Genomic DNA, 23,577 nt, shown 5'->3' on the forward strand with positions numbered 1-23,577 from the left:
ATGGACCTGGTGCTCGTTCGGCATGCGATTGCAGCGGAACGGGGCACCGTGGCGAACGATGCGGAGCGGCCGCTGACGCCGGAAGGCGCGGAGCGGATGCGGGAAGCAGCCCGGGGGCTCGCGCGGCTCGTGACGCCGCAGGTCATCGTGAGTTCGCCGTGGCTGCGGGCCGTGCAGACGGCGGAGATCCTGCGGGAAGCGTACGGGCTGGGGAAGGTGCGGATTTCGGAGACGCTCGCGGGCGATGACTACCAGGCCGTGATCGAGATGGCGGCGGAAACGGACGCCTCGCCGGTGGCTCTGGTGGGCCACGAGCCGTGGATGGGCGAGCTGCTGGCCTACCTGTTGACGGGCGACCCGGCCGGGATGGCGGTGACGTTCAAGAAGGGCGGGGCGGCGCTGGTGCGGGCGGCGGGCGAGCCGCGGGCGGGGAACTGCTGGCTGGAATGGTTCATCCCGCCGGGTGCGCTGCGGCGGATGGCGGCAGGCTAGCCGACGAGGGCGGGGCCCCGGGCGAGGAGGCGGCAGCGGAGGACGGTTTCGAACCGGCGGCGCTGGCGTTCGATTTCGTGGAGTTCGGCGTCGAGCGGGGCGTCGGCTTCGAGGTCGAGGGACAGGGCATCGCCTTCGAGGTCGAGGCGGAGGCCGCGGACCGGCGAGGGGGCGCGGCGCCGGACGGCGCGGGCGAGGCCGAGGATGGCGGCGAGGATGGCGGCCTTGCGCGCGTCGTCGCCGTTCGTGATCGCGCGGTAGGGCGAGAGGTCGGGCGTGCCGGAATCGGCCCAGCGGACGAGGGCGGCGAGGAGGATGACCTCGCGGTGGGCGTAGCCGTGGAGGTCGCCGCTGTGGACCAGGTACTCGGCGTGGCGGTCGCGGTTGTAGTAGTCGATGTGGGTGCCGATGCCGGCGAGGCGGGCGGCATCGCTGAGGAGGCCGCGTTCGGTGTCGCCGAGGCCGTGGAGCGGCCGGGTGACCTCGAAAATGCGGTCAGCGGCCTCGACGGTGGGTTCGGCGGAGGCGATATCGACGCCGTTGGCGAGGGCGAGGCCGGCGATGCTGGCGGCGCGGACGTCGGGGAGGACGGGGCTTTCGCCGCGGATCGCCTGCCAGGCGAGGCCTTCGCGGAGGCCCTGGCCGGAGACGACGAGCGACGGCGCGCCGAGGAGCTCCATGACCTCGTCGATGACGATGGCGGCGGCGTGGAGGAGGTCGGCGCGGTTGCTGCCGACACCGGGGATGCGGCGGCGGGCCTCGGTGGGGACGGCGGCGAGTTCGCGCGCGAGGCGGCGGAGCTCTTTCCGGGTGATTTCGAGGCCGTGAAGCCGGCCGAGCGGGTAGCGGCGGCGGATGCGGATGATGCGGGCGAGGTTGCGAACGGCGCCGCCGGTGGCGAAGAGCACGGGCGGGAGATGGCCAGGGACGAAGGAGCGCTGGACGGCCTTGCGGAGGGCCCGGACTTCACGGGGAAGGGGCGGGTCGGCGTGGAGGTACGTCTCGCGGCTGTAGATGGCGCCGAGGGGGACGGACTGGACTTCGCGGAGGGCGCGGCCTTCGACGGTCATGAGCTCGAGCGAGCCGCCGCCGAGGTCGAGGAGGTAGCCGTCGGTGAGGGTGGTGCTGTTGATGACCCCGAGGTAGCCGGCGTGGGCTTCTTCGTAGCCCGAGAGGACGCGGATACGGAGGCCGGTGCGGTCGCGGACGCGTTCGAGGAAGTCGTCCGCGTTGGGGGCGCGGCGGAGGGCCTCGGTGCCGACGGCGATGATCTCGGCGGGGCCGTGGGCCTCGGCGAGCTGGTGCATGATGGCGAGGGCGCGGAGGCCGCGCTCCATGCCTTCGGGCGTGAGGTTGCCGCCGGCCTGGCCGGAGCCGAGGCGGGCATCGTAGCGGGCCTCGTCGATGACTTCGAAGGCGAGGTAGCTGAGGGCGCGGGCGACGAGGAGGCGGATGGAGTTCGAGCCGACGTCGATGACGGCGACGGTCTGCCGGGGAGCGACTGGCATATGCTGATCCCAGCATGCGCCCGGGACGTGAGCGGAACAAGGGGCGATTGCGCGGCGTGTGGTAGACTGCATGCCAGCCGGTTGAGGAGGTGCGCGCGTGCGCCGAACCTTCGCCATTCTGATGGTGCTTCCGTTAACGTTTGCGTTCCTGCCGCTGGCGGCGGTGGTGATGGGCGGGGGCGGCGAGACGCCGCAGGGCACGCTGGTGCTCGAGACGGCTGACGCGCACGGGGCGGGCGCGGCGGCGAACGTGGCCGCCTGGGACGCGCGAGAGTTCGCGCCCAGGGACGACGCGCTGGCCTACCGCTCGGGGGATGCGCCCGGCAAGCCGGGCGACAGCTGCCCGGACGCACCGCAGAGCTGACGGTTCAGCCTGCTTCAGCATGACGCAGCGGCCCGCCCCTGGATGGGGGCGGGCCGCTGTGGTTCGTGCGGGGGCAGGTGGACGCCGGTCAGCCGCGGGGCGGGAGCGCCTCGAGGGCGCGGCCGATGACGAGCCGCTGAATCTGGTTGGTGCCTTCGAAGATCTGGAAGATCTTAGCGTCGCGGACCCACTTTTCGACCGGGTGGTCGCGCATGTAGCCCTGCCCGCCGAGGACCTGGACGGCATCCACGGTGACCTTCATGGCGACGTCGGAGGCGAAGCATTTCGCCATCGAGCCCTCGGCCTGGAGGTAGGGGACGTTGGCGCCGGCCATCCAGGCGGCGCGCCAGACCATGAGGCGGGCGGAATCGACGGCCATCGCCATGTCGGCGAGCATGAAGGAGATCGCCTGGTTCTTGATGATCGGCCGGCCGAACTGGACGCGGGACTTGGCGTAGTCGAGCGCGTATTCGTAGGCGGCGCGGGCGATGCCGACGGCGTAGGCGCCGACGACGGGGCGGGTGCGCTCGAGGGTCATGAGGGCGCCGACGGCGCCCGGCCCGGCGGAGCCGCCGGGTTTCGAGGGGGCGCCGAGCTTGTACTCGGCCGGGATGCGGCAGTCCGTGAAGATGACGTTGGCGGTGTGGGATGCGCGGATGCCCATCTTCTTCCAGACGGTGCCTTCCTGGAGTCCGGGCGTGCCCTTCGGGACGACGAAGGCGCTGATACCGCCCCAGCCTTTCGAGCGGTCTTCGGTCGCGAAGACGACGTGGACGTCGGCGATGCCGCCGTTGGTGATGAACTGCTTTTCGCCGTTGAGGACGTAGAAGTCGCCGTCGCGGGTGGCGGTCGTCTGGATGTTGGCGACATCGGAGCCGGCGTCGGGCTCGGTGAGGCACATCGCGCCGAGGTGGACCTCGTTTTCGTCGGAGGCGATGGCAGCGAGCCACCGTTCGCGCTGCTCGGGCGTGCCGGTGGCGGCGATGGCGGCGGCGGCGAGGCCGGAGCTGTTGATGGCGAGGGCGATGCCGGCGCAGCCCCACGAGAGCTCCTCGGCAATGATGGAGGGGATGAGCGAGGAGCCGGAGCCATCGAGGAGCGAGCCCTGTTTCGAGATGCCGAACCCGATGGCGGCGGCTTTCTTGATCAGGTCGTACGGGACTTCTTCGCGCTCGTCGTAGTAGGCGGCGACGGGGCGGATCTCCTTGCGGGCGAAGTCGCGGGCGACCTGCTGGACCAGCTTTTCTTCGTCGTTGAGTTCGAGTGAGACCATGGGTTCCTCCGGGTTGGCCTTCAGCAAGATTACCAGCCGGTAGGCGAAAGGGGCGCGGGCGGGGATGCACGGATCGCGGGAGGGGGCTAGGCTCGTGGCATGGCGCGGCGCAGGAGGGCAGGGGAGGCAGGACGGGGATACCGTGGCGTGATGACAGGGGCCGCGGCGGGTACCGAGAAATTCACGGAGGGGCGGGCCGAATTCCATGGACACCCGGGGAAGGGGCTGCCTATCATGGCGCCGCCCCTGGACCCCACGACCGCAACGGCATCGAGGTAACGCGACGTGACGAACGAGCGCATCGACCAGTTTTTGAATTTCCTGGCGGTGGAGAAGAACGCGTCCCAGAACACGCTGGCCGCCTACCGGAATGACCTTGCCCAGTTCACGAATTTCATGGCGAGCGAGTACCCGGGGGTGGCGCCGGAGGCGATGACGAAGGACCACCTGGTGCGGTTCGTGGAGCACCTGCGGGAGGAGATGAAGTACAAGGACACGACGGTGGCGCGGAAGGTGGCGTCGCTGAAGTCGTTCTTCAGCTTCCTCGCGGGGGAGGGGGTGATCGGGGCGGACCCGACGGAGCAGGTGAAATCGCCGCAGGTTGGGAAGCAGCTGCCGCGGGCGCTCACGGTGGAGGAGGTCGACGAGCTGCTGGAGCAGCCGGCGCGGCGGAACACGCCGGAGGCGCGGCGCGACAAGGCGATGCTCGAACTGCTCTACGCGACGGGCCTGCGGGTGACGGAGCTGGTCTCGCTGGACGTGAACGACGTGGCGCTGGAGAGCGACCCGGTCACCGTGCGGTGCGTCGGCAAGGGCGACAAGGAGCGGGTGCTGACGCTGCCGCCGACGGCGGTGGACGAGCTGCGGCAGTACATCTTCCATATCCGGCCGAAGCTGGTGCGGAACCGGCGCGAGGCTGCGCTGTTCGTCAACCGGCGGGGCGAACGGCTGACGCGGCAGGGCTTCTGGCTGATTCTGAAGAACTACGCCAAAGAGGCGGGGCTGGACACGGCGATCACGCCGCACACGCTCCGCCACACGTACGCGACGCACATGCTGGCGGGCGGGATGCCGCTGCGGTACGTGCAGGACGCGCTGGGCCACGCGAGCATCTCGACGACGCAGATCTACACGCACCTGACGGACCAGCAGAAGCGGAAGGAGTACGACAAGGCCCACCCGCGGGCCTCGGCGTAGGAGTTCAGGCGCCGGGAGCGCGCAGGAGCTCGAGGAGCGCGGCCCGGGGCACGCCGAGCGAGGCGAAAAACATCGGGCTGCACTCGCCGGATTCGACGAGGGCGATCGCGAGGTCGGCGCACGTGATGGTCATGCTGCCGGCCGCGCGGGCCGCGGCGGCGGCGCGGCTGATCGCCTCGCGGGCGGCAGAGCCGAATATGACGTCGCGGTCGAGCGGGTCTTCGCCGAGCCCCTGGGTGGCGACGAGCGCCTGCTGGACGGCGGCGGGTTCGGGCAGGCCTTCGAGCCCGGCAGCCCGGAGCTGGAGGAGACAGGCGGCGAGCAGGTGTTCCGGCGCGACGATGGCGCAGTTCGTCCGGTAGCAGAGGGCCTGCGCCTCGCGGAGGGCGCGGGCGGCGTCGGCGGCGAGGGTGAGTTCGTCGCTGCTCATGCGCCGCGTTCGAGGGGCCGGGCGATGGCAGAGGGCGCGATATCGAGCACCTCGAGTTCGACGCCCTGCCCGGTGACATCGGGCTGGAGGGAGTAGACGAGGTCGACCTCGGCGTCGAGCTCGGCGCCGGCCTGGCGGAAGGCGATGCCGCGCCAGGTGACCGGGCCGTGGCGGACGGTGAGGCGGAGGTGGTCGCCGGTGGCGCCGACGGGTTTCGCCTGGAGGAGGCTGACGCCGCGGCTGAGGAGGACGGGCTTCCGATTGCCGTGGCCCGTGGGCTCGAAGCGCATGAGGCCCTTCACTTCGAGGCCGTCGAGGGCGCTGAGAGGCGCCTCGGCGTCGATGTCGATGACCCGGCGGGGCGGCTCCCAGCCGAGGCGCGCAGCGGCCGTCGCGGTGAGCCGCTCGCGGAGTTCGTCGAGGTGCTCGTTGCGGACGGTGAAGCCGGCGGCGGCGCGGTGTCCGCCGTGGCGGACGAGCAGGTGCTTCTCGGCGCGGATGGCTGCGACGATGTCGAGGCCGGGGATGCTGCGGGCGCTGGCGCGGGATTCTTCGGGGCCGCGCGAGAGGACGACGGCAGGCCGGTTGCGCCGCTCGGCGAGGCGGGAGGCGACGAGCCCGACGATGCCGGGCGCAATCCGGTCGGTGACGACCCAGAGGAGCGGGACGTCGGCGGGGCCGAGGAGCTCTTCGGCGAGCTGCGTGGCTTCTTCCGTCTGGCGCTGGCGCTCGCGGTTGAGGGCGTGGAGTTCGTTCGCGAGCTCGAGAGCGCGGCGGAAATCCCGCTCGAGGAGCAGCTGGAGGGCGATGTTCGCGTGGGCGAGACGGCCGGCCGCGTTCATCCGCGGGCCGAGCGCGAAGCCGAGCGTCTCGGAGGTGAAGCGCTCGGGGCTGACGCCGGCGACGCGGGAGAGGGCGGCGAGGCCGGGGCGGAGCCCGCCGGTGCGCATGACCTCGAGGCCGCGGGCGACGATGCGACGGTTCTCGTCGACGAGGGGCGCGACATCGGCGACGGTGCCGAGAGCGGCGAGGTCGATGAAGTCGGCATCCTCGAACGGGCGGCCGAGGTGGTCGTAGAGGACTTCGAGGAAGCGGTAGGCGACGCCGCAGGCGGCCAGCTCGTCGAAGGGGTAGGGCGAGTCGATGCGCTTCGGATTGACGGCGGCGAGGGCATCGGGGAGCACGTCGGGCACCGTGTGGTGGTCGAGGATGATGACGTCGAGGCCGAGTTCGTTCGCGTAGGCGACTTCGGCGACCGAGGAGATGCCGCAGTCGGCGGTGACGAGCAGCGTCGCGCCGGCGGCGGCGAGCGAGCGGATGGCGCCGAAGTTGAGGCCGTAGCCTTCGGTGAAGCGGTCGGGGATGTAGGGCAGGGTGCGGGCGCCGAGCGGGGCGAGGCCTTCGCGGAGGATAGCGATGGAGGTGACGCCGTCGACGTCGAAATCGCCGTAGAGCGCGATCAGCTCGCCGTCATCGATGGCGCGGGCGACGCGCTGGACGGCTTCGGCCATGCCGGGCAGGAGGAGCGGGTCGTGGGCGGGCAGCAGGTGAGGCTTGTAGAAGGCATCGGCCTGCTGACGGGTGGTGATGCCGCGGGCAGCGAGGACGGCCGCGACGACGGGCGGGAAGCGGGGGATGCCGTTCTGGTGGGCGTAGGGGTCGCGGAGCCGCCAGCGGGGAGGCAGGGCGCCGACGAGCTGCGTCATGGCGACGGCCGGTAGGTGCGGAAGATGAGGCTGGAGTTGTGGCCGCCGAAGCCGAGCGAGTTGGTCATCACGGCCTCGAGGCGGGCCGGGCGGGCGACGTTGGGCACGTAGTCGAGGTCGCAGTCGGGGTCCGGCACTTCGTAGTTGGCGGTCGGCGGGATGACCTGCTTCTGGAGGGCAAGGACCGAGATGGCGGCTTCGACGGCGCCCGCGGCGCCGAGCAGATGGCCGGTCATCGACTTCGTGGAGCTGATGGGGAGGTCGTAGGCGTATTCGCCGAAGACGCGCTTGAGGGCGAGCGTTTCGAGGCGGTCGTTGATGGGGGTGGAGGTGCCGTGGGCGTTGAGGTAGTCGATTTCGTCGGGCTGGAGGCCGGCCTGCCGGAGCGCGATCTGCATGGCGCGGGCGGCGCCCTCGCCCCGGTCGTCGGGCTGGGTGATGTGGTAGGCGTCGGAGGTCGCGCCGTAGCCGGCGAGCTCGGCGAGGATGGCGGCGCCACGGGCGCGGGCGTGCTCTTCGCTTTCGAGGACGAGGACGGCGGCGCCCTCGGCGAGGACGAAGCCGTCGCGGCGGGCGTCGAAGGGGCGGGAGGCGCGGGCCGGGTCGGCGTTGGCGGTGGTGAGGGCCTTCGCAGAGGCGAAGCCGGCGACGACGATCGGCGTGATGGGCGCTTCGGTGCCGCCGGCGAGGACGACCTCGGCGTCACCGCGGCGGATGATGTTCGCGGCTTCGCCGATACTGTCGGCGCCGCTGGCGCAGGCGCTGACGAGGCAGTAGTTCACGCCGCGCGCGCCGAGGCGGATGCTGAGCTGGCCGCTCGTCATATCGGCGAGCATCATCGGCATGAGGAAGGGCGAGACGCGGCCGGGGCCCTTCGCGCGCATGGTTTCGTACTCGGCGACGAGGGTGGTGATGCCGCCGATGGCGGTGCCGATGATGATGGCGAGTTCGGAGCCGTCGCCGGGCGCGGGGCGGTAGCCGGACTGGGCGAGGGCCTCATCGGCGGCGACGAAGGCGAACTGGGTGGCGCGGTCGGCGCGGCGGGCTTCTTTGCGGTCCATGTAGGCAGCCGGGTCGAAGTCGGGGACTTCACCGGCGACCTGCGAATCGAAGCCTTCAGGGTCGAAGAGGGTGATGCGGCGGGTGCCGGAGCGGGCTTCGACGAGGGCTGCCCACGTATCGCAGGCGTTATGTCCAAGGGGACTGACGATGCCGAGGCCGGTAACGACGACGCGGCGGGCGGGGGAGGGTGCGCTGTTCGTCACGGGTTGCCCTGAGTGTACATCAGGATTGGGTAAGGTCCCGGACGACGCGGGGGAGGCGATCGGCGATGTCGCCGGCGAGGAGGCCGGCGCGGCCGAGTTCCGGCTCGGCGGCCTCGGCGACCGCGGCGTGGAGGTAGACGCCGAGGCGGGCGGCGGTGTAGGGGTCGGCCCCCTGCGCGAGGTAGCCGGCGATGATGCCGGCGAGGACGTCGCCGCTGCCGGCGGTCGCGAGGAGGGGGTTCGCGAACGGGCAGAGCGCGGCCGCGCCGCCCGGGGCCGCGACCACGGTGTGGGCGCCCTTGAGGACGACGACGCAGCCGAAGCGGTCGGCGGCGGCGCGGGCCGCGCCGGGGCGGTCGCGCTGGACGTCCGGGATGGTCGTGCGGAGGAGGCGCGCCATCTCGCCGGGGTGGGGGGTGAGGATGGCGCGGGGGTGGAGCCGCTGCGGAGCGTCGTCCATGGCGGCGAGGGCGTTGAGGGCATCGGCGTCGACCACGACGCCGCCGGGGCAGTCGGCGGTATCGGGGAGGGCGGCCCAGGTGAAGGCGCGGGTCTCATCGGCGAGCGAGAGGCCGGGGCCGATGACGGCTGCGCGGGCCGCGGCCCACTCGGCGCGGAGCGAGAGCGCGGCTTCGGCGGCGAGGGTGCCGCCCGGCGCGGCGGGGAGGGGCAGCCAGGTCGCCTCGGGGAGCGCCGGGGCGAGCCCGGCCGCGAGGTCGTCGGCCGCGGCGATGGTGACGAGCCCGGCGCCGGCCCGGTAGGCGCCGCGGGCGGCCAGCAGGACGGCCCCGCGGTAGCGGCTGGACCCGCCGACGACGAGGACGCGGCCGAACGTACCCTTGTTGGCGTCGGCCGGGCGCGCCGGGAGGTGCTGGCGCACCCAGCGGGAGGTGATCAGTTCGAGCGAGACGGCCTCGAGCGCCTCTTTTGGGATGCCGATATCGATGACCTGAACGCGGCCGACGGCGTCGCTGCCGGGCGCCTGGTACATCCCCACCTTCGGCAGGCCGAAGGTGACCGTCATGTCGGGCACGACGAGGAGGGGGTCGACGGCGCCGGAGTCGCTGTCGAGGCCGGTCGGGAGATCGACGGCGACGACCTTCGGCGGCTGGTAGGAGCTCGCGCGGACGCGGCCGAGCGCGGCGAGGGCGCGGCCGACCGGGCTGGCCGGGTCGAGCGGGAGGCGCTGGCCGATGCCGAGGAGGGCATCGATGACGAGGTCGGCGGCTTCGAGCTGGGCCCGGAGCTGGCCGCCGCCGGGGTCATCGTCACCCATGAGGAGGGGGATTTCGCGGGCGCGGAGTTCTTCGAGGCGGGATTCGTCGCGGTGGCCGGCCGGGAAGTAGACGGCGACCTCGGCGCCCCAGTCGTAGAGGTGGCGGGCAGCGACGAGGCCATCGCCGCCGTTGTTGCCGGGGCCGGCGAGGACGAGGATGCGGCGGCCTTCGAGCGTGCCGAGGAGCATCCACGACTCCTGGGCGACGGCGAGGCCGGCTTCCTCCATCAACTGGGCTTCGCTGGAGCCGGCGGCGATGGCCGCGGCTTCGAGCTGGCGCATTTCGGCAGCGGTGACGAGCTTCATCGGAGGCCTTTCTCCCGGATGAGGCGAAGGGCGTTGTCGCCGCGCCGGGGGGTGTCTTCGGCTTCGGTGAGGGCGCGCTCGCCGACGACGGAGGCCATGGCGAGGTCGGCGAGGTGGGTCATGGAGATTTCGAGGCCGCGGAGTTCGATCTCCTCGGCGCGCTTCGCCCCGCGGCCGTAGAGGAAGACGAGCGGCTTGCCGCGGCGGTTGGGGAGGATTTCGATGTCCTTCCAGCCGACGCCGCGGATGCCGGTGCCGAGGGCCTTCATCACGGCCTCTTTCGCGGCGAAGCGGACAGCGAGTTCGGGGATGCGGCCGCGGCAGTGGGCGATTTCGTCGGGGGTGTAGACGCGGTTGAGGAAGCGGTCGCCGTGGCGGCGGATGACGTCGGCGATGCGGTGGGTTTCGATGACATCGATGCCGTGGGCGAACTTGCGCGGGCGCGGCGGCGTGGCGTCGTCGGGCATGGGAACCAGCCTGTTCGTGCAGGGTGGGTGAACTCGTGCTGCGCGGATCGTACGCGAGGGCGGCCGTTCGCGCGTGGCCGGCGCGGCTTTGGCCCGGAGGGAGGTTCCCGGCTACGCTACGCGCATGCCGGCGAAGCTGATCGATGGGGCGGCGATAGCCGCGGAGATCCGCGCGGAGGTCGCGCGCGAGGCGGCGGAGCTGCGGGCCGCGGGGGTGACCCCGGGGCTGGCGGCCGTCATCGTGGGGGACAACGCCGCGTCCATCAGTTATGTCTCAATGAAGACGAAGGCGTGCGCCGAGGCAGGCATCTTTTCGGAGACGTTCCGGCTGCCGGCATCGGCCACTGAGGCGGAGGTCATCGCGCTCATCCGGGAGTTGAACGCGGACAGGCGCTTCCACGCGATCCTGCCCCAGCTGCCGCTGCCGACGCAGGTGAACGAGCTGCGCGTCATCGACGCGATGGACCCGGCGAAGGACGCCGACGGCCTCCACCCGGTGAACCTCGGCAAGCTCCTGCGGGGCGAGCTCGATGGCGCGATCCCGTGCACGCCCCACGGGGTGGTGGAGCTGCTGCTGCGCACGGGGAACGACCCGGCGGGGAAGCACGTGGTGGTCGTGGGCCGGAGCACGCTCGTGGGACGGCCGCTGGCGGTGCTGCTTTCGAACAAGGCGCGGGGCGGCAACGCGACGGTGACGATCTGCCACACGGCGACGCCCGACCTCGCCGAGCACACGCGGCGGGCCGACATCGTCGTGATGGCCGCGGGCCGCGCGGGGACGCTGACGAAGGAGATGGTGAAGCCGGGCGCGGTGGTCATCGACGTGGGGGTGAACCGGGTCGATGCGCCGGACCGGCCGAGCGGCTACCGGCTCGTCGGCGATGCGGCGCTGGACGTGCGGGAGGTGGCGAGCCAGGTGACGCCGTACACGGGCGGGGTGGGGCCGATGACGGTGGCGATGCTGCTGGTGAACACGGTGCGGGCCGCCCGGCGGGCGCTGGAGGGGCGGGCGTGACACCGCCCGGGCGGGTGGCCGCGGCGCTGCGCGCGCTCGGGCTGCCCGGCGAGGTGCGGGTCTTCGAGGCGAGCACGGCGACGGCGGAGGAGGCCGCGGCGGCGGTCGGCTGCGAGGTCGGGCAGATCGTGAAGACGCTGTTCTTCCTCGCCGAGGGGCGGCCGACGATGGTGCTGGCGGCCGGGGACCGGCAGGTCGACACCGCGGCGCTCGCGCAAATCCTCGGGGTCGGCCGGAAACGGCTGAAGATGGGTTCACCGGACGAAGTGCGGGCGCACACCGGCTACCAGGTGGGGGGCGTCGCGCCGGTCGGCTGGCCGGCCCGGGCGGATGTGGTGGTCGACGATTCGCTGCGGCGGTTCGCGACCGTGTGGGCGGCGGCCGGCGCGCCGAATGCGGTCTTCGAGGCCGACATCGAACGGCTCGTCGAAGCGATCGGCGGGCAGTGGGCGCGCATCAGCAGGGAGCGCGAATGAGCGCGGCCGCACCGGGCGAACGGGCCGGGGGCCTCGTGCCGCCGCTGCTCATGGCGATGCGGCCGTACCAGTGGCCGAAGAACGTCGTGGTGTTCGCCGCGTTCGTGTTCAGCGCGGGAGAGGCGTGGACGCCGGGCGACCCGGAGAGCTGGTGGCCGCTGCTCTGGCGGTCGCTGGTGCTGTTCGGGCTGTGGTGCCTCGCTGCCTCGGCGACGTACCTGCTGAACGACGTGCGCGACCGGGAAGCGGACCGGCTCCACCCGCGGAAGCGGCTGCGGCCGATCGCCAGCGGTCGACTGCGCACGGGGACGGCGCTGGGGGCGGCGGCGGTGCTGGCGGTCGTGAGCATCCCGGCGGCGATCGTGCTCGACCGGGTGGCGGGGCTGGTGCTGGCGGGGTACGTGGTCCTGATGGCGCTGTATTCGCTCCAGCTGAAGCGGGTCGCCATCCTCGACATCCTGCTGCTGGGGGCCGGCGTCGTCGGGCGGGCGGTGAGCGGCGCGGCGGCGATCGAAGTCGACATCAGCCCGTGGCTGTACGTGTGCTCGAGCTTCGCGGCGTTCTTCGTCGCCACGACGAAGCGGTGGGCCGAATTCCGGCAGCTCGGCCCGGAGGCGGCGAAGCACCGGCCGTCGCTGGCGGCGTACAACGCGGAGGTGCTCGAGCTGATGCTGGGCGTGAGCGCGGCGGGGGCGCTCTTGAGCTACTCGCTCTACACGATCGAGTCGGCACGGGTGCCGGCCGACGGCTCGATGGCGCTGACGATCCCGTTCGTCGCGTTCGGGCTGTTCCGGTTCCTGCTGCTGATGAGCGGGCCGCGGCAGGCGGAGGCGCCGGACCGGGTGCTGTTCACGGACCCGCAGGTGCTGCTCGCGGTGGCGGGGTTCACGGCGACGGCGCTCGCGGTGCTGGTGGCGCACCGGTAGGATCAGCGTGACGCCGATGGCCGGGTATTCCGAGCTGGTTCGCGATCACTTCGAGCACCCGCGGAACGCCGGGGTGCTGGAGGACGCTGACGGCGAGGGCGAGCGTTCGAACCCGGTCTGCGGCGACCGGATGCGGGTGATGATCCGGGTGGCCGACGGGCGCATCGCGGCGGTCCGGTGGCAGACGCGGGGCTGCCCGGCGGCGATCGCGACGAGTTCGTTCGCGAGCGAGCTCGTCGCCGGGTGGACGCTGGAGGCAGTTCGGGGGCTGACGCGGGAGGCGATCGCGGAGGCGATGGGCGGGCTGCCGCGGGACAAGGTGCACTGCAGCGTGCTGGCGGCTGACGCGCTCAAGGCGGCCATCGCGGATTACGAGGCGAAGCTGGCGAAGCGGTAGCGCGCGGCATCGGGGAATTCCCGGAAGTCCCGGATCGTTCCGGCGGTTCCACGCGCCGTCCACCGGATGGTTCCCCTTTCCGGCCGAACTTCCAACCGGGCCCACCAGGCATCCGCGGGCCCGGGGGATGACATGGCTGCAGGGGTACGACGGACGACGATGCCGCTCTGGATGGCGCTCGCGGGGGCCGCGCTGGCCGCGCTGGCGCTGACGATGAGCGCGGACCAGCGCGCCGAGGCGCTGACGAACTGCTCGGTGACGCACGACGCGCTCGACAGCGAGGAGCAGCAGTTCCTCGTGCTCATCAACCAGTACCGGGCGCAGAACGGGCTGAACCCGCTCACCATCTCGACGAACCTGAACCGGGCGGCGGCGTGGATGGTGGAGGATATGGCGACGAAGGGGTACTTCTCGCACACGGACAGCTTCGGGCGGTCGCCGTTCCAGCGGGCGATCGACTGCGGCTACCCGACGGGGGCGGGCGAGAACCTCGCTGCCGGCACGACGTGGTCGACGGCGCAGGCGGCGTTCGATGCGTGGCGGGCCTCGCCGGGGCACAACCAGAACATGCTGACGGGGTTCTACCAGCAGATCGGCATCGCGCGGTACTACCGGGCGGGTTCGCCGTACGGCTGGTACTGGGCGACGAACTTCGGGGCGACGAACGACGGGACGGGCGGCGGCGGCAGCAGCGGCCAGCCGACGAACACCGCCACGCCCACCAACACGCCGACCCCGACGGCCACGCCGACGCGGACGCCGACGCCCACGCCGACGCAGAGTGCACAGCCGTCGCCTTCGCCCTCGCCGTCGGCTTCGCCCTCGCCGTCGCCGAGCCCGACGATGCCGCCGACGGCGACGCCGACGCCGACCCAGGCGCAGGGCTCGGGTTCGCCGCCGATGCCGCCGATGCCGCCGGGCCCGCCGACGAATACACCGACGCCGACCCCAACGCGGACGAATACGCCGACGCCGACCCCAACGGCCACGCCGACGCGGACGCCGACGCCCTCAGCGCCGGCAGGCGGAGCCGGGGTGCCCTCGCTGCCGCTTTCGCCGGGCGCGAACCTCGTGGCGTGGCCGGGCGGGAGCGTGCCGCCGGCGCAGGTGTTCGGGCCGAACAGCAACGTCGCGGTGGTGTACGAGTGGGACCCGGCGACGGGCAGCTGGCGGCGGTACCTGCCGGGGATGCCGGCCTACCTGAACACGCTGACGCAGCTGCGAACGGGCGCGGCGTACTGGGTGATCGCACGGGGGCAGGCGCAGATCGCGATCCCCTGAGGGTTCACCGGCCGGAGACGGTCATCTCGCGGATGCGGATGGTGGGGGCAGCGGCAGCGCCGAACCAGGCGAGGTCGCTGCCCACCGCATCGATGTCGGCGAGCATCTGCGCGAGGTTCCCGGAAACGTTGACCTCGGAGACGGGGTAGGCGAGCTGGCCGTCTTCGATCCAGAAGCCGGCCGCGCCGCGGGAGTAGTCGCCGGTGGCCGGGTTGAAGCCGGCGCCCATGAGGGCAGTGACGTAGAGCCCCTGCGGGATGCCGCGGAGGATATCGGCCGGGTCGAGGCTGCCGGGTTCGAGGACGAGGTTGGAGGAGGACGGCGCGGGCGCGGATTCGAGGCCGCGGGCGGCGCTGCCGGTGGTGGCCCGGCCGAGGCGGCGGGCGGTGTAGCAGTCGAAGAGGAAGCCTTCGAAGCGGCCGGCCTGGACGAGCACGTTGCGCCGGGCGGCGACGCCTTCGCCGTCGAACGGGCGGGTGCCGAAACGGCCGGGCAGGAGCGGGTCATCGACGATGGTGACGAGGGGCGAGGCGAGTGCCTGGCCTTCGCGGCCGGCGAGGAAGGTGGCGCCGCGGTAAAGCGCATCGCCGGTGGCGCAGGCGGCCAGGTGGCCGAGGAGCGAGACAGCCATCATCGGCTCGAACACGACCGGGACGCGGGCGGTGGCCGGCTTCCGGGCGCCAAGCTGGTCGACGGCGCGGCGGGCAGCGATGCGGCCGACCTCCGCGGGGTCGCCGAGGCGGGAGAGGGAGCGCTCAGCGGAGAACCAGTAGCCGGGGCGCTTCTTCCCCTCGGCGTCGTCGGCGATCGCCTCGGCGACGAGGGAAATGGAGGTGGCCGGGTAGCTGCCTTCGAAGCCGAGGGAGTTGACGAGCGCGACCTCGCTGACGCGGGTCGAAAGGGTGGCGCCGTCGCTGTTGGTGATGCGGCGGTCGGCGGCGAGGGCCGCGGCCTCGCATTCGCGCGCGAGGCGGATCTTCTCGTCGGGGGAAAGGGCTTCGATGCGTTCGTCGTAGAGGCCGAGGGCCGCGGCATCCCGCGCGCTGCCGAAGAGCGCCGGGTCGGGCAGGCCGGCGTATTCGTCCGGGGCGCTGATGGCGGCCAGCTCGACGGTCTCGGCGGCGAAGCGCTCGAGGGCATCGGGCGCGAGGTCGGACGTCGCGCAGATGGCGGTCCGGCCGCCCTGGATGACGCGGAGGCCGAGGCCAATGGAGCCGGCTTCGATGAGTTTTTCGATCTCGCCGAGGCGGACGGTGACGGTGCTTTCGCTGCCGGCGACGACGATGGCGTCGCACTGCTCGGCGCCGGCGCGGCGGGCGAGCTGGACGGCGCGGCGCGCGATGTCGAGCGCGGAGACGCCCTCGGCGGCGCGGGCGGTCACAGCTTCGTCCCCCCGACGGTGATGCCGGAGACGAGGACGGTGGGCATGCCGACGCCGACGGGGACGGACTGGCCATCCTTGCCGCAGGTCCAGCGGCCGTCGGAGAGGCGGTAGTCGTTGGCGACGCGGGTGACCTTCGAGAGGACGTCGGGGCCGTTGCCGATGAGCATGACGTTCTTGAGGGGTGCGGTGACCCGGCCGTTCTCGATGAGGTAGGCCTCGGTGACGGAGAAGACGAAATCGCCGTTGGAGATGTTGACCTGGCCGCCGGAGTAGGAGACGGCGTAGATGCCGCGGTCGACGGAGCGGATGATGTCCTCCGGGGTGTCCTCGCCGGGGAGCATGAAGGTGTTGGTCATGCGGGGCATGACGTAGTCCTTGAACGACTGGCGGCGGCCGGAGCCGGAGGGCGCGACGCCGAAGTGGCGGGCGGAGATTTCGTCCTGCAGGTAGGCGCGGAGGACGCCGTTTTCGATGAGGACGTTGCGGCCGGAAGGGTTGCCCTCGTCATCGACGTTGATGGAGCCGCGGGAGCTGGCGATGGTGCCGTCATCGACGACGGTGACGAGGGGGCTGGCGACGGGCTGGCCGATGCGGCCGGTGTAGTTGCTCGTGCCTTTGCGGTTGAAATCGGCTTCGAGGCCGTGGCCGACGGCTTCGTGGAGGAGGACGCCGCTGTCGCCGGCAGCGAGGACGACGGGGAGGGTGCCGGCGGGGGCTTCGGCGGCGTCCTGCTGGAGGACGGCCTGGCGGGCGGCTTCGCGGGCGAGCTCTTCCGGGGTGGTCACACGCTCGAAGTATTCGATGCCCATGCGGCCGCCGCCGCCCTGGCGGGCGACCTGCCGGCTTTCGCCGCGCTGGGAGAGGGCGGAGACGTTGAATCGGATGAGCGGCTGGACGTCGCCGACGATTTTGCCGTCGCTGCGGGCGATGAGGATGTACTTCAGCTCGTCCCCGATGGAGGCGTCGAGGCGGGCGATGGAGGGGTCGTAGCTGCGCGCGGCGCGGTCGGCGCGCTCGAGGAGTGCGACCTTGGCGGCGGCCGGCTCGGCGACGAGGGGATGGTCGATGTCGTAGTACGTCGCGCCGGAGAGGAACGGGGTGGCGTCGATGGGCGGGGCGGTCCGTTCGCCGGCGGAGATGCGGGCGGCGGTCTCGGCGGCGCGGCGCATCGCGTCGAACTCGAAGGATTCGGTGTAGGCGTAGCCGATGGCGTCGCCGCGGACGACGCGGATGCCGAGGCCCTGCGAGACCGTGCGGGTCGCGGACTTGACGCGCTGGTCCTCCCACGTGATGGCGCTATTGGTGCGGTGTTCGAAGTAGAGCTCGGCGAAGTCGCCGCCGCGGGAGAGGGCGACGGAGAGGAGGCTCGACGTGACCGAGGGGTCGATGGCGAAGCGGTCGCGGAAGAACTGGAGTGCGGCGAGGGCAGGGTCGGACATAGCGGGTCGGCTCCTGTGACGGTGATCCGATCGTAACAGGCCGGGGGCGGGGGGACGGGACGGGTGGAGCGTTGGCCGGTGATTGTGCAGGATCGAACGACAGGGCGCCCCTGCGCCCGGAGCTTTCGCTTGTCCTCCGGTGCTGTCCCTGCGGCCGAACGGAGCCCCCGGGCGGGGGGGCTGACTGCGCCCGGCCGGCCGCTGGCCTCGCTGCGGCACCGCGATTTCCGGGTCCTGCTGTTTTCGACGATGGCGCTGCAGGTCGGGTCGTGGGTGCAGACCATCGGGCAGGGCTGGCTGGTGGTGAACGACCTCGGCGGCTCGGCGACGAACCTCGCGGTGGTGGCGCTGCTGCGGGGGGCGTTCCTCGTGCTGGTGTCGCCGTTCGGCGGGGTGTTCGCGGCACGCTACGAGCGGCGGAGCCTCCTGATGGTGTACACGGCGGTGAGCGCGGCGATCGCGGTGCTGCTGGCGGTGCTGGTGGGTACGGGGCACATCGAGCTGTGGATGGTGTACCTGCTGGCAGCGCTGGCGGGCATCGTGGAGGCGCTGGCCGGGCCGATCCGGAGCCTGCTGGTGTTCGATACGGTGGGGCCGGAAGAGATGACGAACGCGGTGGCGCTGAACGCGCTGGGCGGCAACGCGATGCGGGTCATCGGGCCGGCGATCGGCGGGGCGCTCATCGGGCTCATCGGCACGCAGGGCACGTTCGAAGTGCAGGCGGGCTGCCTCGTCGTCTCGCTGGTGCTGACGGCCCGGCTGCCGCGGTTCGAGCCGGAGCTCGCCGAGGCGAAGGAGAACGCGTTCGTCAGCGTCGGGCGGGGGCTGGCGTACGTGATGCGCGACCGGCGGATGACGCTCATCGTGGGGATGGCGGTGCTGCCGAGCGTGCTCGTCTACCCGTACGTGAGCTTCCTGCCGGTGTTCGCGAAGGACGTGCTGCACGAGGGCGCGGAGGCGTACGGCTTCCTCGCGGGGGCGGTGGGGCTCGGGTCGCTGGCGGGCGGGGCGATCGTGGCGGCGACTTCGAACCGGCCGCGGCTGGGTCCGGCGATGATGTGGACCTGCCTGTTCTACTGCCTTTCGGTGGCCTCGTTCACGTTCGCGCGGCACCTCTGGCTGGCCGTCGGGGCGCTTGTGGTGGCGGGGGTGTTCCACAGCATCTACGCCGCGTTCAATGCGTCGCTGATGCAGATGAAGGCGGCGCCGGAGTTCCGGTCGCGGGTGGTGGCGCTCCAGACGATGACGTGGGGGATGACGCCGTTCGCGGGACTGCTGATGGGGGCGATGATCGACCGCTGGGGCGCGCCGCACACCGTGCTGGGCTGGATGCTGGCGGCCGCCGGGCTGACGTTCGCGCTGGCGGTCGGGAGCCGGGAGCTGCGGAGGGTGTAGGGTGGTGAGCCGGCTGCACGAAGTGCTCGCGATGGGGCTGCGGCGGCTCGACCCTGAGGGGCGGCCGACCGGCGAGCCGGCCGCGCTGAGCGAGCTCGCGGGGACGGCGGCGCTGTACGTGGTCGACCTCGAGATGTCGGGGCCAAACCCACAGATGCACGAGATCCTTGATATCGCCGGGGTGCGCGCTTCGCTGGCGCCGAGGCTGCCGGAGGAGGAGGCGTGGGGGGCGCGGGTGCGGCCGAAGCGGATCGGGAACGCGGTGCCGGCGGCGCTGAAGGTCGTCGGGTATTCGCCGAAGGCGTGGAAGGCGGCGCTCGACCTCGAGGCGGCGATGGACCGGTTCGCCGCGGTAGGCCGTGACGCCATCGTCACGGGATGGGGGATGGCGCAGGACCTCGCGTTCCTCGCGGAGGCGTTCCGGCAGCTGGGCGAACCGTGGCCGTTCGCACTGGCAGCGGTCGACGTGCAGGCGATTGCCCGCGCGCTGCTGAGGGGGAACGGCGAGGTGGACCGGTTCAACCTCGGGCACGTGGCCGACCGGCTCGGCATCGGCAGGATGGGCGAGCACGGGGCGCTCGCGGACGCCTACGCGACGTACGACGTGCTCGTGAAGCTGGTGGAACGGGTCGCCCGGCTGACGGCCGAGAGGGAACGCTAAGGCCTGCTGGCGTCCGCGAGCCCTGCCGCGAAGTCCGCCTCCTGCTGCCGGAGCTCGGGCGAGGCGTAGCGGATGGTGTATCTGCCGATGCCGTTGTGCTCGTCGTAGCGGATCACCTCGAGCGGGGGCGTCGAGAACGTGGCCTGAGCGATCCCGAGGATGGTCCCGTCCGGAGCGATGTGAACCTGGAGGCGTGCAACCCGGTTCTCGGGGCGGGAGGCCTGCACAGGCCCGCCGGGGACGTCGAACGGGTCGCGCGGTTCGATCCCGAGGATCGCCAGCGTGGTGCCATCCGCCATAGTGGCGAGGAGGTCGAGCCGCGGCACCGGGCCTGCCAGGAGGTACTCGACCGCCCTGCGAGCATCGGCTTCATCAGCCCAGAAGCCGTTCGGCCGCCGGTCGAGCGTCACCTTTCGGATGACGGTGCCGGGGGCCACGCCGAGGCGCGTGCAGTCTGTTTCGCCGCGCACCATGATCGTTTCGCAGGCGACCGACAGGGTGCGAAGGCGGGAGAGCGTCGCTGCCGGGTCGCCGCGGAGGAGCCCATCGAGGGCAGAAGCCGCCGCAGGAGCTTCCTGCTGCAGCCGGGAAAGCGCCCCAACGGGGTCAGCGGGGACTCCGGAGAGAAGGCCGGGCGTAGGCGTCGGGGCTGCAGACACCGGCGGCTGCTCGCTGCTGCCGCTCCTCGCGTTCCAGAGGAGCGCGCCGGCGGCGATGATGACCGCGGCGAGTGCGGCTGCCGTCAGCGCAAGCTGCCGGGGGTGCCTCCACGAGATGTTCGATGAAGCCATGGCGCGGTTCCTTTCGCCGGGCGCCACTGCCCGGCCGCTCAATGTGCTTCGAACGCTGGCGTGTCGGGCGAGCGCCAGCGTAAGGACCAGTTCTGACAGGAGTAGGGAATCCATGACGGGGAATAGCCAACCCCGCCCGACCGGTTGATGGTCGAGCCGACACGATATCCGGGGCACGACGTAGCCGAAGGTCCATGCAGCCCCACTGATTTGCCGCCCATTACCGAACATTCTGAACCGTTCGCCCAGCACGTGTCGTCCGTCTTATCCACGACGGCCACGTACGCTGAGGGCCGCATGGCCATATGAAGGTGGAGCGCGCTCGTCCCACAATACCCCGGATTGGCAACGACGGAAGCAAGCCACTGCCCTGCGGAGCTGACGGCTGATGTGTACCCGGAGCTCACAGAGGCCGTGGAAACGTGAAGGATGTCAATGTCGTGGTCGTAATCGGTGACCCAGGTCCCTGCGACCAGGCGCTGCATGCGGGCCCGCACGCGGCAGTCCTCGGCAAGGAAGTACCAGTACCGGACGGGATACGCCTGCGTGACGGGTGCCATCGCCCGGACGTAGACCGGTGTTGAAAGCGAGAGCGACCCAGAGTAGTCATAGGCTCCGAGGCCCGCGTAGTCGTCGAAATGCAGTCCATAATCAGCAACGGAAGCACCGCCGTTCTGATGGGCTGGCATTACCCAGACCTGCGTCGCAAGTGCCCCAGCGCTCCGTTCTGCCGTGAACGACGCGAGCGTGACTGTCGCACAAGCAACGATGACAGCCACTCGCTTCATGGGCGACCTCCGGTGCATAATTTTCGTCATGCTAGCCACAAATTGGGGGGGGTCAAGGGCTCGGCAACGGTGAGCGAGGGGCGCCGGCAGCGGGCGCTGGCCCCTTGACAACCCTTAGCCCAAGGCGAACGATACAGGTGATGTTCTCGGGGCGGGGTGCAATTCCCCACCGGCGGTGAGAGCCCGCGACCCCCGAGCCGCTGGCGCGGCGAGGGGCTGACCCGGTGGAATCCCGGGGCCGACGGTAACAGTCCGGATGGGAGAGAACAGGGCTGGCGCTGCGCTATGCGCGGCGCCGGTCGGCGGTCGCCGTCGTATGCCCGTCTGCCCCGGGGAGATCGCGACTACGGACCCGGGGGCCAGGCATCGATGGCAGCAGCGCAAGGTGACATCAGCCATCCGGCGGGCGAGGGGCACGGCTGATGTTCACGGGAATCATCGAAGAGGTTGGCGAGGTGGTGGAGGCGGGCGAGGGGACGCTGCGCATCCGCGCACCGCTCATCCTGCAGGACACGAAGCTCGGCGACTCGATTGCCATCAACGGGGTGGACCTGACGGTGGCGGAGATCGCCGGGGACACGTTCTTCGCGAACCTGATGCCGGAGACGTACCGTCGGAGCAACCTCGGTGAGCTGCGGCCCGGGGACCGGGTGAACCTGGAGCGGTCGTGCCGCCCGACAGACCGCCTGAGCGGGCACATCGTGCGGGGGGTGGTCGAGGGCACGGGGACGATCGATTCGTTCACGCCGGAGGGTGATGCGGTCGTGGTCCGGGTGCGGGCGCCGCGGGAGCTGCTGCGGTACATGGTAGTGAAGGGGCCGGTGTGCATCGACGGCATCAGCCTGACCATCATCGCGAAGGACGCGGAGAGCTTCTCGGTTTCGCTGGTGCAGTACACGCAGGAGCACACGAACCTCGTGGGACGGAAGCCAGGCGACCGGGTGAACCTGGAAACGGACATCATGGCGCGCTACATCGACGCGCTGCTCGAGGCGCGCGCGCAGGAGGCAGGGCAATGACGGAGCGCGACCCGGTGATGGCGACGGTGCCGGAGGCGGTCGAGGAGTACCGGCGCGGGAAGTTCGTGATCATCACGGACGACGAGGACCGGGAGAACGAAGGCGACCTCTGCATCGCGGCGCAGTTCGTGACGCCGGACCACATCAACTTCATGGCGAAGTATGGGCGGGGGCTGATTTGCTGTTCGCTGACGGAGGAGCGGTGCGATGAGCTGCAGCTGCCGCTGATGGTGGACCCGCGTTCGAACACGTCGGGGTTCGGGACGCCGTTCACGGTCTCGGTCGAGGCGCGGACGGGGGTGACGACGGGGATCAGCGCGGCGGACCGTGCGCGGACGGTGCAGGTGCTGATCGACCCGGCGACGCGGCCGGAGGACCTCGCGCGGCCGGGACATATGTTTCCGCTGCGGGCGCGGAAGGGCGGCGTGCTGGTGCGGGCCGGGCAGACGGAGGCGAGCGTCGACCTCGCGAAGCTGGCGGGGCTGTACCCGGCGGCCGTCATCTGCGAAATCATGAAGATGGACGGGCAGATGGCCCGGATGCCGGACCTGAAGCGGTTCGCCCGGCGGCACGGGCTGCGCATCGTGACCGTGAACGACATCATCCGGTACCGCCTGCGGACGGAGCGGCTGGTGACGCGGGTGGCGGAGACGCGGCTGCCGACGCCGTACGGGGAGATGATGATCCTCGGCTACCGGGCCGAAGGGCAGCCGGATGAGCACGTCGCACTGGTGAAGGGCGACATCGACCCGGAGAAGCCGACGCTGGTGCGGGTGCACGACCAGTGCGTGACGGGCGACGTGTTCGGGTCGCTGCGGTGCGACTGCGGGGAGCAGAAGGAGAAGGCGCTGAAGATGATCGCGGAGGAGGGCGGCGTCTTCCTCTACATGCGGCAGGAGGGGCGCGGCATCGGGCTCCACAACAAGCTGCGGACGTACGAGCTGCAGGAGCGCGGCCTCGACACGGTGGACGCGAACCTCGCGCTCGGCTTCCCGGCGGACCGGCGCGATTACGGCATCGGGATGCAGATCCTGCGGGACATCGGCGTGAGCAAGATGCGGCTGATCACGAACAACCCGGCGAAGCGTGCGGGCCTCGAAGCGTACGGGCTCGAAGTGGTGGAGCGGGTGCCGATCCTGACGACGCCGAACCCGCACAACATCCGCTACCTGGAGACGAAGCGGCAACGGATGGGCCACCTGCTCGACGGGCTCGAGTCGCTCGTGGTGGAGGGCGGCGCATGAGCCGGGTGCTGGAGGGGGCGCTGGACGGCGCCGGCCTGCGGGTCTGCATCGTCGTGTCGCGCTGGAACGAGTTCGTGACGCGGCGGCTGCTCGAGGGCGCGGAGAAGGTGCTGCGCGACCGCGGGCTGGCGGACGACGCGGTGACGGTCGCGTGGGTGCCGGGCGCGTTCGAACTGCCGACGGCGGCGACCTGGGCAGCCAGCTCGGGCCGGTTCCACGCGGTGATCTGCCTCGGCGCGGTCATCCGCGGCGAAACGGCGCATTTCGAGTACGTCGCCGGCGGCGCGGCCGAAGGCATTCGGCAGGCGGCGCAATCGACGGGCGTGCCGGTGATTTTCGGCGTGCTCACCGTGGATACGGTCGAGCAGGCGCTTTCGCGGACTGGCGGCAAAGACGGGCACAAGGGCGAAGAGGCGGCGCAGGCAGCGATCGAGATGGCGAACCTGCGGAGGCTGCTGACCGGCTGAGCCCGGCCGC

Annotated in this window: 23 protein-coding genes and 1 riboswitch; of the genes, 13 read left to right on the forward strand and 10 right to left on the reverse strand. The window is 71.5% G+C overall.

Annotated features, from left to right (window positions below; genetic code table 11):
• Complete coding sequence (locus tag N2041_RS00665) at positions 1-492, forward strand: histidine phosphatase family protein (RefSeq protein ID WP_297674831.1); 492 nt, start codon at positions 1-3, stop codon at positions 490-492.
• Here the strand turns inward: N2041_RS00665 and N2041_RS00670 are convergent.
• On the reverse strand, positions 489-2,000 hold the full coding sequence (locus N2041_RS00670) for a Ppx/GppA phosphatase family protein (protein ID WP_297674832.1): 1,512 nt from the start codon (positions 1,998-2,000) through the stop codon (positions 489-491). The two genes, N2041_RS00665 and N2041_RS00670, sit on opposite strands and share 4 nt — an antisense overlap.
• Before the next feature lie 121 nt (positions 2,001-2,121).
• On the opposite strand from N2041_RS00670, the gene N2041_RS00675 reads away from it, so the two are divergent.
• Complete coding sequence (locus tag N2041_RS00675) at positions 2,122-2,364, forward strand: hypothetical protein (RefSeq protein WP_297674833.1); 243 nt, start codon at positions 2,122-2,124, stop codon at positions 2,362-2,364.
• 88 nt (positions 2,365-2,452) lie between these two features.
• Here the strand turns inward: N2041_RS00675 and N2041_RS00680 are convergent, their stop codons facing one another.
• Positions 2,453-3,637, reverse strand: coding sequence for an acyl-CoA dehydrogenase family protein (locus tag N2041_RS00680; RefSeq protein WP_297674834.1), 1,185 nt, complete (start codon positions 3,635-3,637; stop codon positions 2,453-2,455).
• 285 nt (positions 3,638-3,922) lie between these two features.
• On the opposite strand from N2041_RS00680, the gene xerD reads away from it, so the two are divergent.
• The gene (gene xerD, locus N2041_RS00685) at positions 3,923-4,834 is read left to right on the forward strand and encodes a site-specific tyrosine recombinase XerD (protein WP_297674835.1); all 912 of its coding nucleotides are present in this window, start codon (positions 3,923-3,925) and stop codon (positions 4,832-4,834) included.
• A 4-nt stretch (positions 4,835-4,838) separates the two neighbouring features.
• On the opposite strand, the gene N2041_RS00690 is transcribed toward xerD, so the two are convergent.
• The 5 genes from N2041_RS00690 to acpS are packed head-to-tail and all read right to left on the reverse strand — an operon-like array spanning position 4,839 to position 10,284.
• On the reverse strand, positions 4,839-5,264 hold the full coding sequence (locus tag N2041_RS00690) for a hypothetical protein (RefSeq protein ID WP_297674837.1): 426 nt from the start codon (positions 5,262-5,264) through the stop codon (positions 4,839-4,841).
• Positions 5,261-6,970 carry a single-stranded-DNA-specific exonuclease RecJ gene (recJ, locus tag N2041_RS00695; RefSeq protein WP_297674838.1) on the reverse strand — a complete coding sequence of 570 codons (1,710 nt, stop codon included), beginning with the start codon at positions 6,968-6,970 and terminating at the stop codon, positions 5,261-5,263. Before recJ ends, N2041_RS00690 begins: the two co-directional genes overlap by 4 nt.
• Entirely contained in the window at positions 6,967-8,235 is a 1,269-nt protein-coding gene (fabF, locus tag N2041_RS00700; RefSeq protein ID WP_297674839.1) for a beta-ketoacyl-ACP synthase II, read from the reverse strand. The genes recJ and fabF overlap by 4 nt, the downstream gene beginning before the upstream one ends.
• A gap of 19 nt (positions 8,236-8,254) precedes the next feature.
• Positions 8,255-9,817: an NAD(P)H-hydrate dehydratase gene (locus N2041_RS00705; protein WP_297674840.1), complete on the reverse strand. Its 1,563-nt coding sequence runs from the start codon at positions 9,815-9,817 to the stop codon at positions 8,255-8,257.
• The gene (gene acpS / locus N2041_RS00710) at positions 9,814-10,284 is read right to left on the reverse strand and encodes a holo-ACP synthase (RefSeq protein ID WP_297674841.1); all 471 of its coding nucleotides are present in this window, start codon (positions 10,282-10,284) and stop codon (positions 9,814-9,816) included. The genes N2041_RS00705 and acpS overlap by 4 nt, the downstream gene beginning before the upstream one ends.
• Before the next feature lie 124 nt (positions 10,285-10,408).
• On the opposite strand from acpS, the gene N2041_RS00715 reads away from it, so the two are divergent.
• The 5 genes from N2041_RS00715 (at position 10,409) to N2041_RS00735 (ending at position 14,379) form a co-directional block, all read left to right on the forward strand.
• Positions 10,409-11,299: a bifunctional 5,10-methylenetetrahydrofolate dehydrogenase/5,10-methenyltetrahydrofolate cyclohydrolase gene (locus N2041_RS00715; protein ID WP_297674842.1), complete on the forward strand. Its 891-nt coding sequence runs from the start codon at positions 10,409-10,411 to the stop codon at positions 11,297-11,299.
• The gene (locus N2041_RS00720; protein ID WP_297674843.1) at positions 11,296-11,775 is read left to right on the forward strand and encodes a YbaK/EbsC family protein; all 480 of its coding nucleotides are present in this window, start codon (positions 11,296-11,298) and stop codon (positions 11,773-11,775) included. Before N2041_RS00715 ends, N2041_RS00720 begins: the two co-directional genes overlap by 4 nt.
• Positions 11,772-12,701: a UbiA prenyltransferase family protein gene (locus N2041_RS00725; RefSeq protein WP_297674844.1), complete on the forward strand. Its 930-nt coding sequence runs from the start codon at positions 11,772-11,774 to the stop codon at positions 12,699-12,701. The genes N2041_RS00720 and N2041_RS00725 overlap by 4 nt, the downstream gene beginning before the upstream one ends.
• Before the next feature lie 16 nt (positions 12,702-12,717).
• Positions 12,718-13,098, forward strand: a complete 381-nt coding sequence (locus tag N2041_RS00730) for an iron-sulfur cluster assembly scaffold protein (protein WP_297674845.1) — start codon at positions 12,718-12,720, stop codon at positions 13,096-13,098.
• A gap of 132 nt (positions 13,099-13,230) precedes the next feature.
• Positions 13,231-14,379, forward strand: coding sequence for a CAP domain-containing protein (locus N2041_RS00735; protein ID WP_297674846.1), 1,149 nt, complete (start codon positions 13,231-13,233; stop codon positions 14,377-14,379).
• 4 nt (positions 14,380-14,383) lie between these two features.
• On the opposite strand, the gene N2041_RS00740 is transcribed toward N2041_RS00735, so the two are convergent.
• Both N2041_RS00740 and N2041_RS00745 read right to left on the reverse strand, forming a co-directional pair.
• Complete coding sequence (locus tag N2041_RS00740) at positions 14,384-15,760, reverse strand: TldD/PmbA family protein (RefSeq protein WP_297674847.1); 1,377 nt, start codon at positions 15,758-15,760, stop codon at positions 14,384-14,386.
• A complete protein-coding gene (locus N2041_RS00745; protein WP_297674848.1) occupies positions 15,757-17,202 on the reverse strand; it encodes a metallopeptidase TldD-related protein in 1,446 nt (481 codons plus the stop codon). The genes N2041_RS00740 and N2041_RS00745 overlap by 4 nt, the downstream gene beginning before the upstream one ends.
• 129 nt (positions 17,203-17,331) lie before the next feature.
• Here N2041_RS00745 and N2041_RS00750 point away from each other — a divergent pair, with 129 nt between their 5' ends.
• Both N2041_RS00750 and N2041_RS00755 read left to right on the forward strand, forming a co-directional pair.
• Positions 17,332-18,597: an MFS transporter gene (locus N2041_RS00750; protein WP_297674849.1), complete on the forward strand. Its 1,266-nt coding sequence runs from the start codon at positions 17,332-17,334 to the stop codon at positions 18,595-18,597.
• Between the two features lie 4 nt (positions 18,598-18,601).
• A complete protein-coding gene (locus N2041_RS00755; RefSeq protein ID WP_297674850.1) occupies positions 18,602-19,258 on the forward strand; it encodes a 3'-5' exonuclease in 657 nt (218 codons plus the stop codon).
• Here the strand turns inward: N2041_RS00755 and N2041_RS00760 are convergent.
• On the reverse strand, positions 19,255-20,049 hold the full coding sequence (locus N2041_RS00760) for a hypothetical protein (protein ID WP_133117616.1): 795 nt from the start codon (positions 20,047-20,049) through the stop codon (positions 19,255-19,257). The genes N2041_RS00755 and N2041_RS00760 overlap by 4 nt on opposite strands.
• Before the next feature lie 926 nt (positions 20,050-20,975).
• A riboswitch (FMN riboswitch) is annotated at positions 20,976-21,109 on the forward strand.
• A gap of 150 nt (positions 21,110-21,259) precedes the next feature.
• Between N2041_RS00760 and N2041_RS00765 the strand changes: the two genes are divergently transcribed.
• The 3 genes from N2041_RS00765 to ribH are packed head-to-tail and all read left to right on the forward strand — an operon-like array spanning position 21,260 to position 23,567.
• Positions 21,260-21,856: a riboflavin synthase gene (locus N2041_RS00765; RefSeq protein WP_288020547.1), complete on the forward strand. Its 597-nt coding sequence runs from the start codon at positions 21,260-21,262 to the stop codon at positions 21,854-21,856.
• On the forward strand, positions 21,853-23,100 hold the full coding sequence (locus N2041_RS00770) for a bifunctional 3,4-dihydroxy-2-butanone-4-phosphate synthase/GTP cyclohydrolase II (protein ID WP_297674851.1): 1,248 nt from the start codon (positions 21,853-21,855) through the stop codon (positions 23,098-23,100). Before N2041_RS00765 ends, N2041_RS00770 begins: the two co-directional genes overlap by 4 nt.
• The gene (gene ribH / locus N2041_RS00775; RefSeq protein ID WP_297674853.1) at positions 23,097-23,567 is read left to right on the forward strand and encodes a 6,7-dimethyl-8-ribityllumazine synthase; all 471 of its coding nucleotides are present in this window, start codon (positions 23,097-23,099) and stop codon (positions 23,565-23,567) included. Before N2041_RS00770 ends, ribH begins: the two co-directional genes overlap by 4 nt.
• Positions 23,568-23,577: the final 10 nt, after the last annotated feature.

The organism is Tepidiforma sp., assembly GCF_026419595.1.
Classification (GTDB): domain Bacteria; phylum Chloroflexota; class Dehalococcoidia; order Tepidiformales; family Tepidiformaceae; genus Tepidiforma.

Coding starts and splice junctions, on each gene's coding strand:
- N2041_RS00665 (WP_297674831.1), top strand. CDS start 1: ATGGACCTGGTGCTCGTTCGGCATGCGATTGCAGCGGAACGGGGCACC.
- N2041_RS00670 (WP_297674832.1), bottom strand. CDS start 2,000: ATGCCAGTCGCTCCCCGGCAGACCGTCGCCGTCATCGACGTCGGCTCG.
- N2041_RS00675 (WP_297674833.1), top strand. CDS start 2,122: ATGGTGCTTCCGTTAACGTTTGCGTTCCTGCCGCTGGCGGCGGTGGTG.
- N2041_RS00680 (WP_297674834.1), bottom strand. CDS start 3,637: ATGGTCTCACTCGAACTCAACGACGAAGAAAAGCTGGTCCAGCAGGTC.
- N2041_RS00690 (WP_297674837.1), bottom strand. CDS start 5,264: ATGAGCAGCGACGAACTCACCCTCGCCGCCGACGCCGCCCGCGCCCTC.
- recJ (WP_297674838.1), bottom strand. CDS start 6,970: ATGACGCAGCTCGTCGGCGCCCTGCCTCCCCGCTGGCGGCTCCGCGAC.
- N2041_RS00705 (WP_297674840.1), bottom strand. CDS start 9,817: ATGAAGCTCGTCACCGCTGCCGAAATGCGCCAGCTCGAAGCCGCGGCC.
- acpS (WP_297674841.1), bottom strand. CDS start 10,284: ATGCCCGACGACGCCACGCCGCCGCGCCCGCGCAAGTTCGCCCACGGC.
- N2041_RS00715 (WP_297674842.1), top strand. CDS start 10,409: ATGCCGGCGAAGCTGATCGATGGGGCGGCGATAGCCGCGGAGATCCGC.
- N2041_RS00725 (WP_297674844.1), top strand. CDS start 11,772: ATGAGCGCGGCCGCACCGGGCGAACGGGCCGGGGGCCTCGTGCCGCCG.
- N2041_RS00730 (WP_297674845.1), top strand. CDS start 12,718: ATGGCCGGGTATTCCGAGCTGGTTCGCGATCACTTCGAGCACCCGCGG.
- N2041_RS00735 (WP_297674846.1), top strand. CDS start 13,231: ATGGCTGCAGGGGTACGACGGACGACGATGCCGCTCTGGATGGCGCTC.
- N2041_RS00745 (WP_297674848.1), bottom strand. CDS start 17,202: ATGTCCGACCCTGCCCTCGCCGCACTCCAGTTCTTCCGCGACCGCTTC.
- N2041_RS00760 (WP_133117616.1), bottom strand. CDS start 20,049: ATGGCTTCATCGAACATCTCGTGGAGGCACCCCCGGCAGCTTGCGCTG.
- N2041_RS00765 (WP_288020547.1), top strand. CDS start 21,260: ATGTTCACGGGAATCATCGAAGAGGTTGGCGAGGTGGTGGAGGCGGGC.
- N2041_RS00770 (WP_297674851.1), top strand. CDS start 21,853: ATGACGGAGCGCGACCCGGTGATGGCGACGGTGCCGGAGGCGGTCGAG.
- ribH (WP_297674853.1), top strand. CDS start 23,097: ATGAGCCGGGTGCTGGAGGGGGCGCTGGACGGCGCCGGCCTGCGGGTC.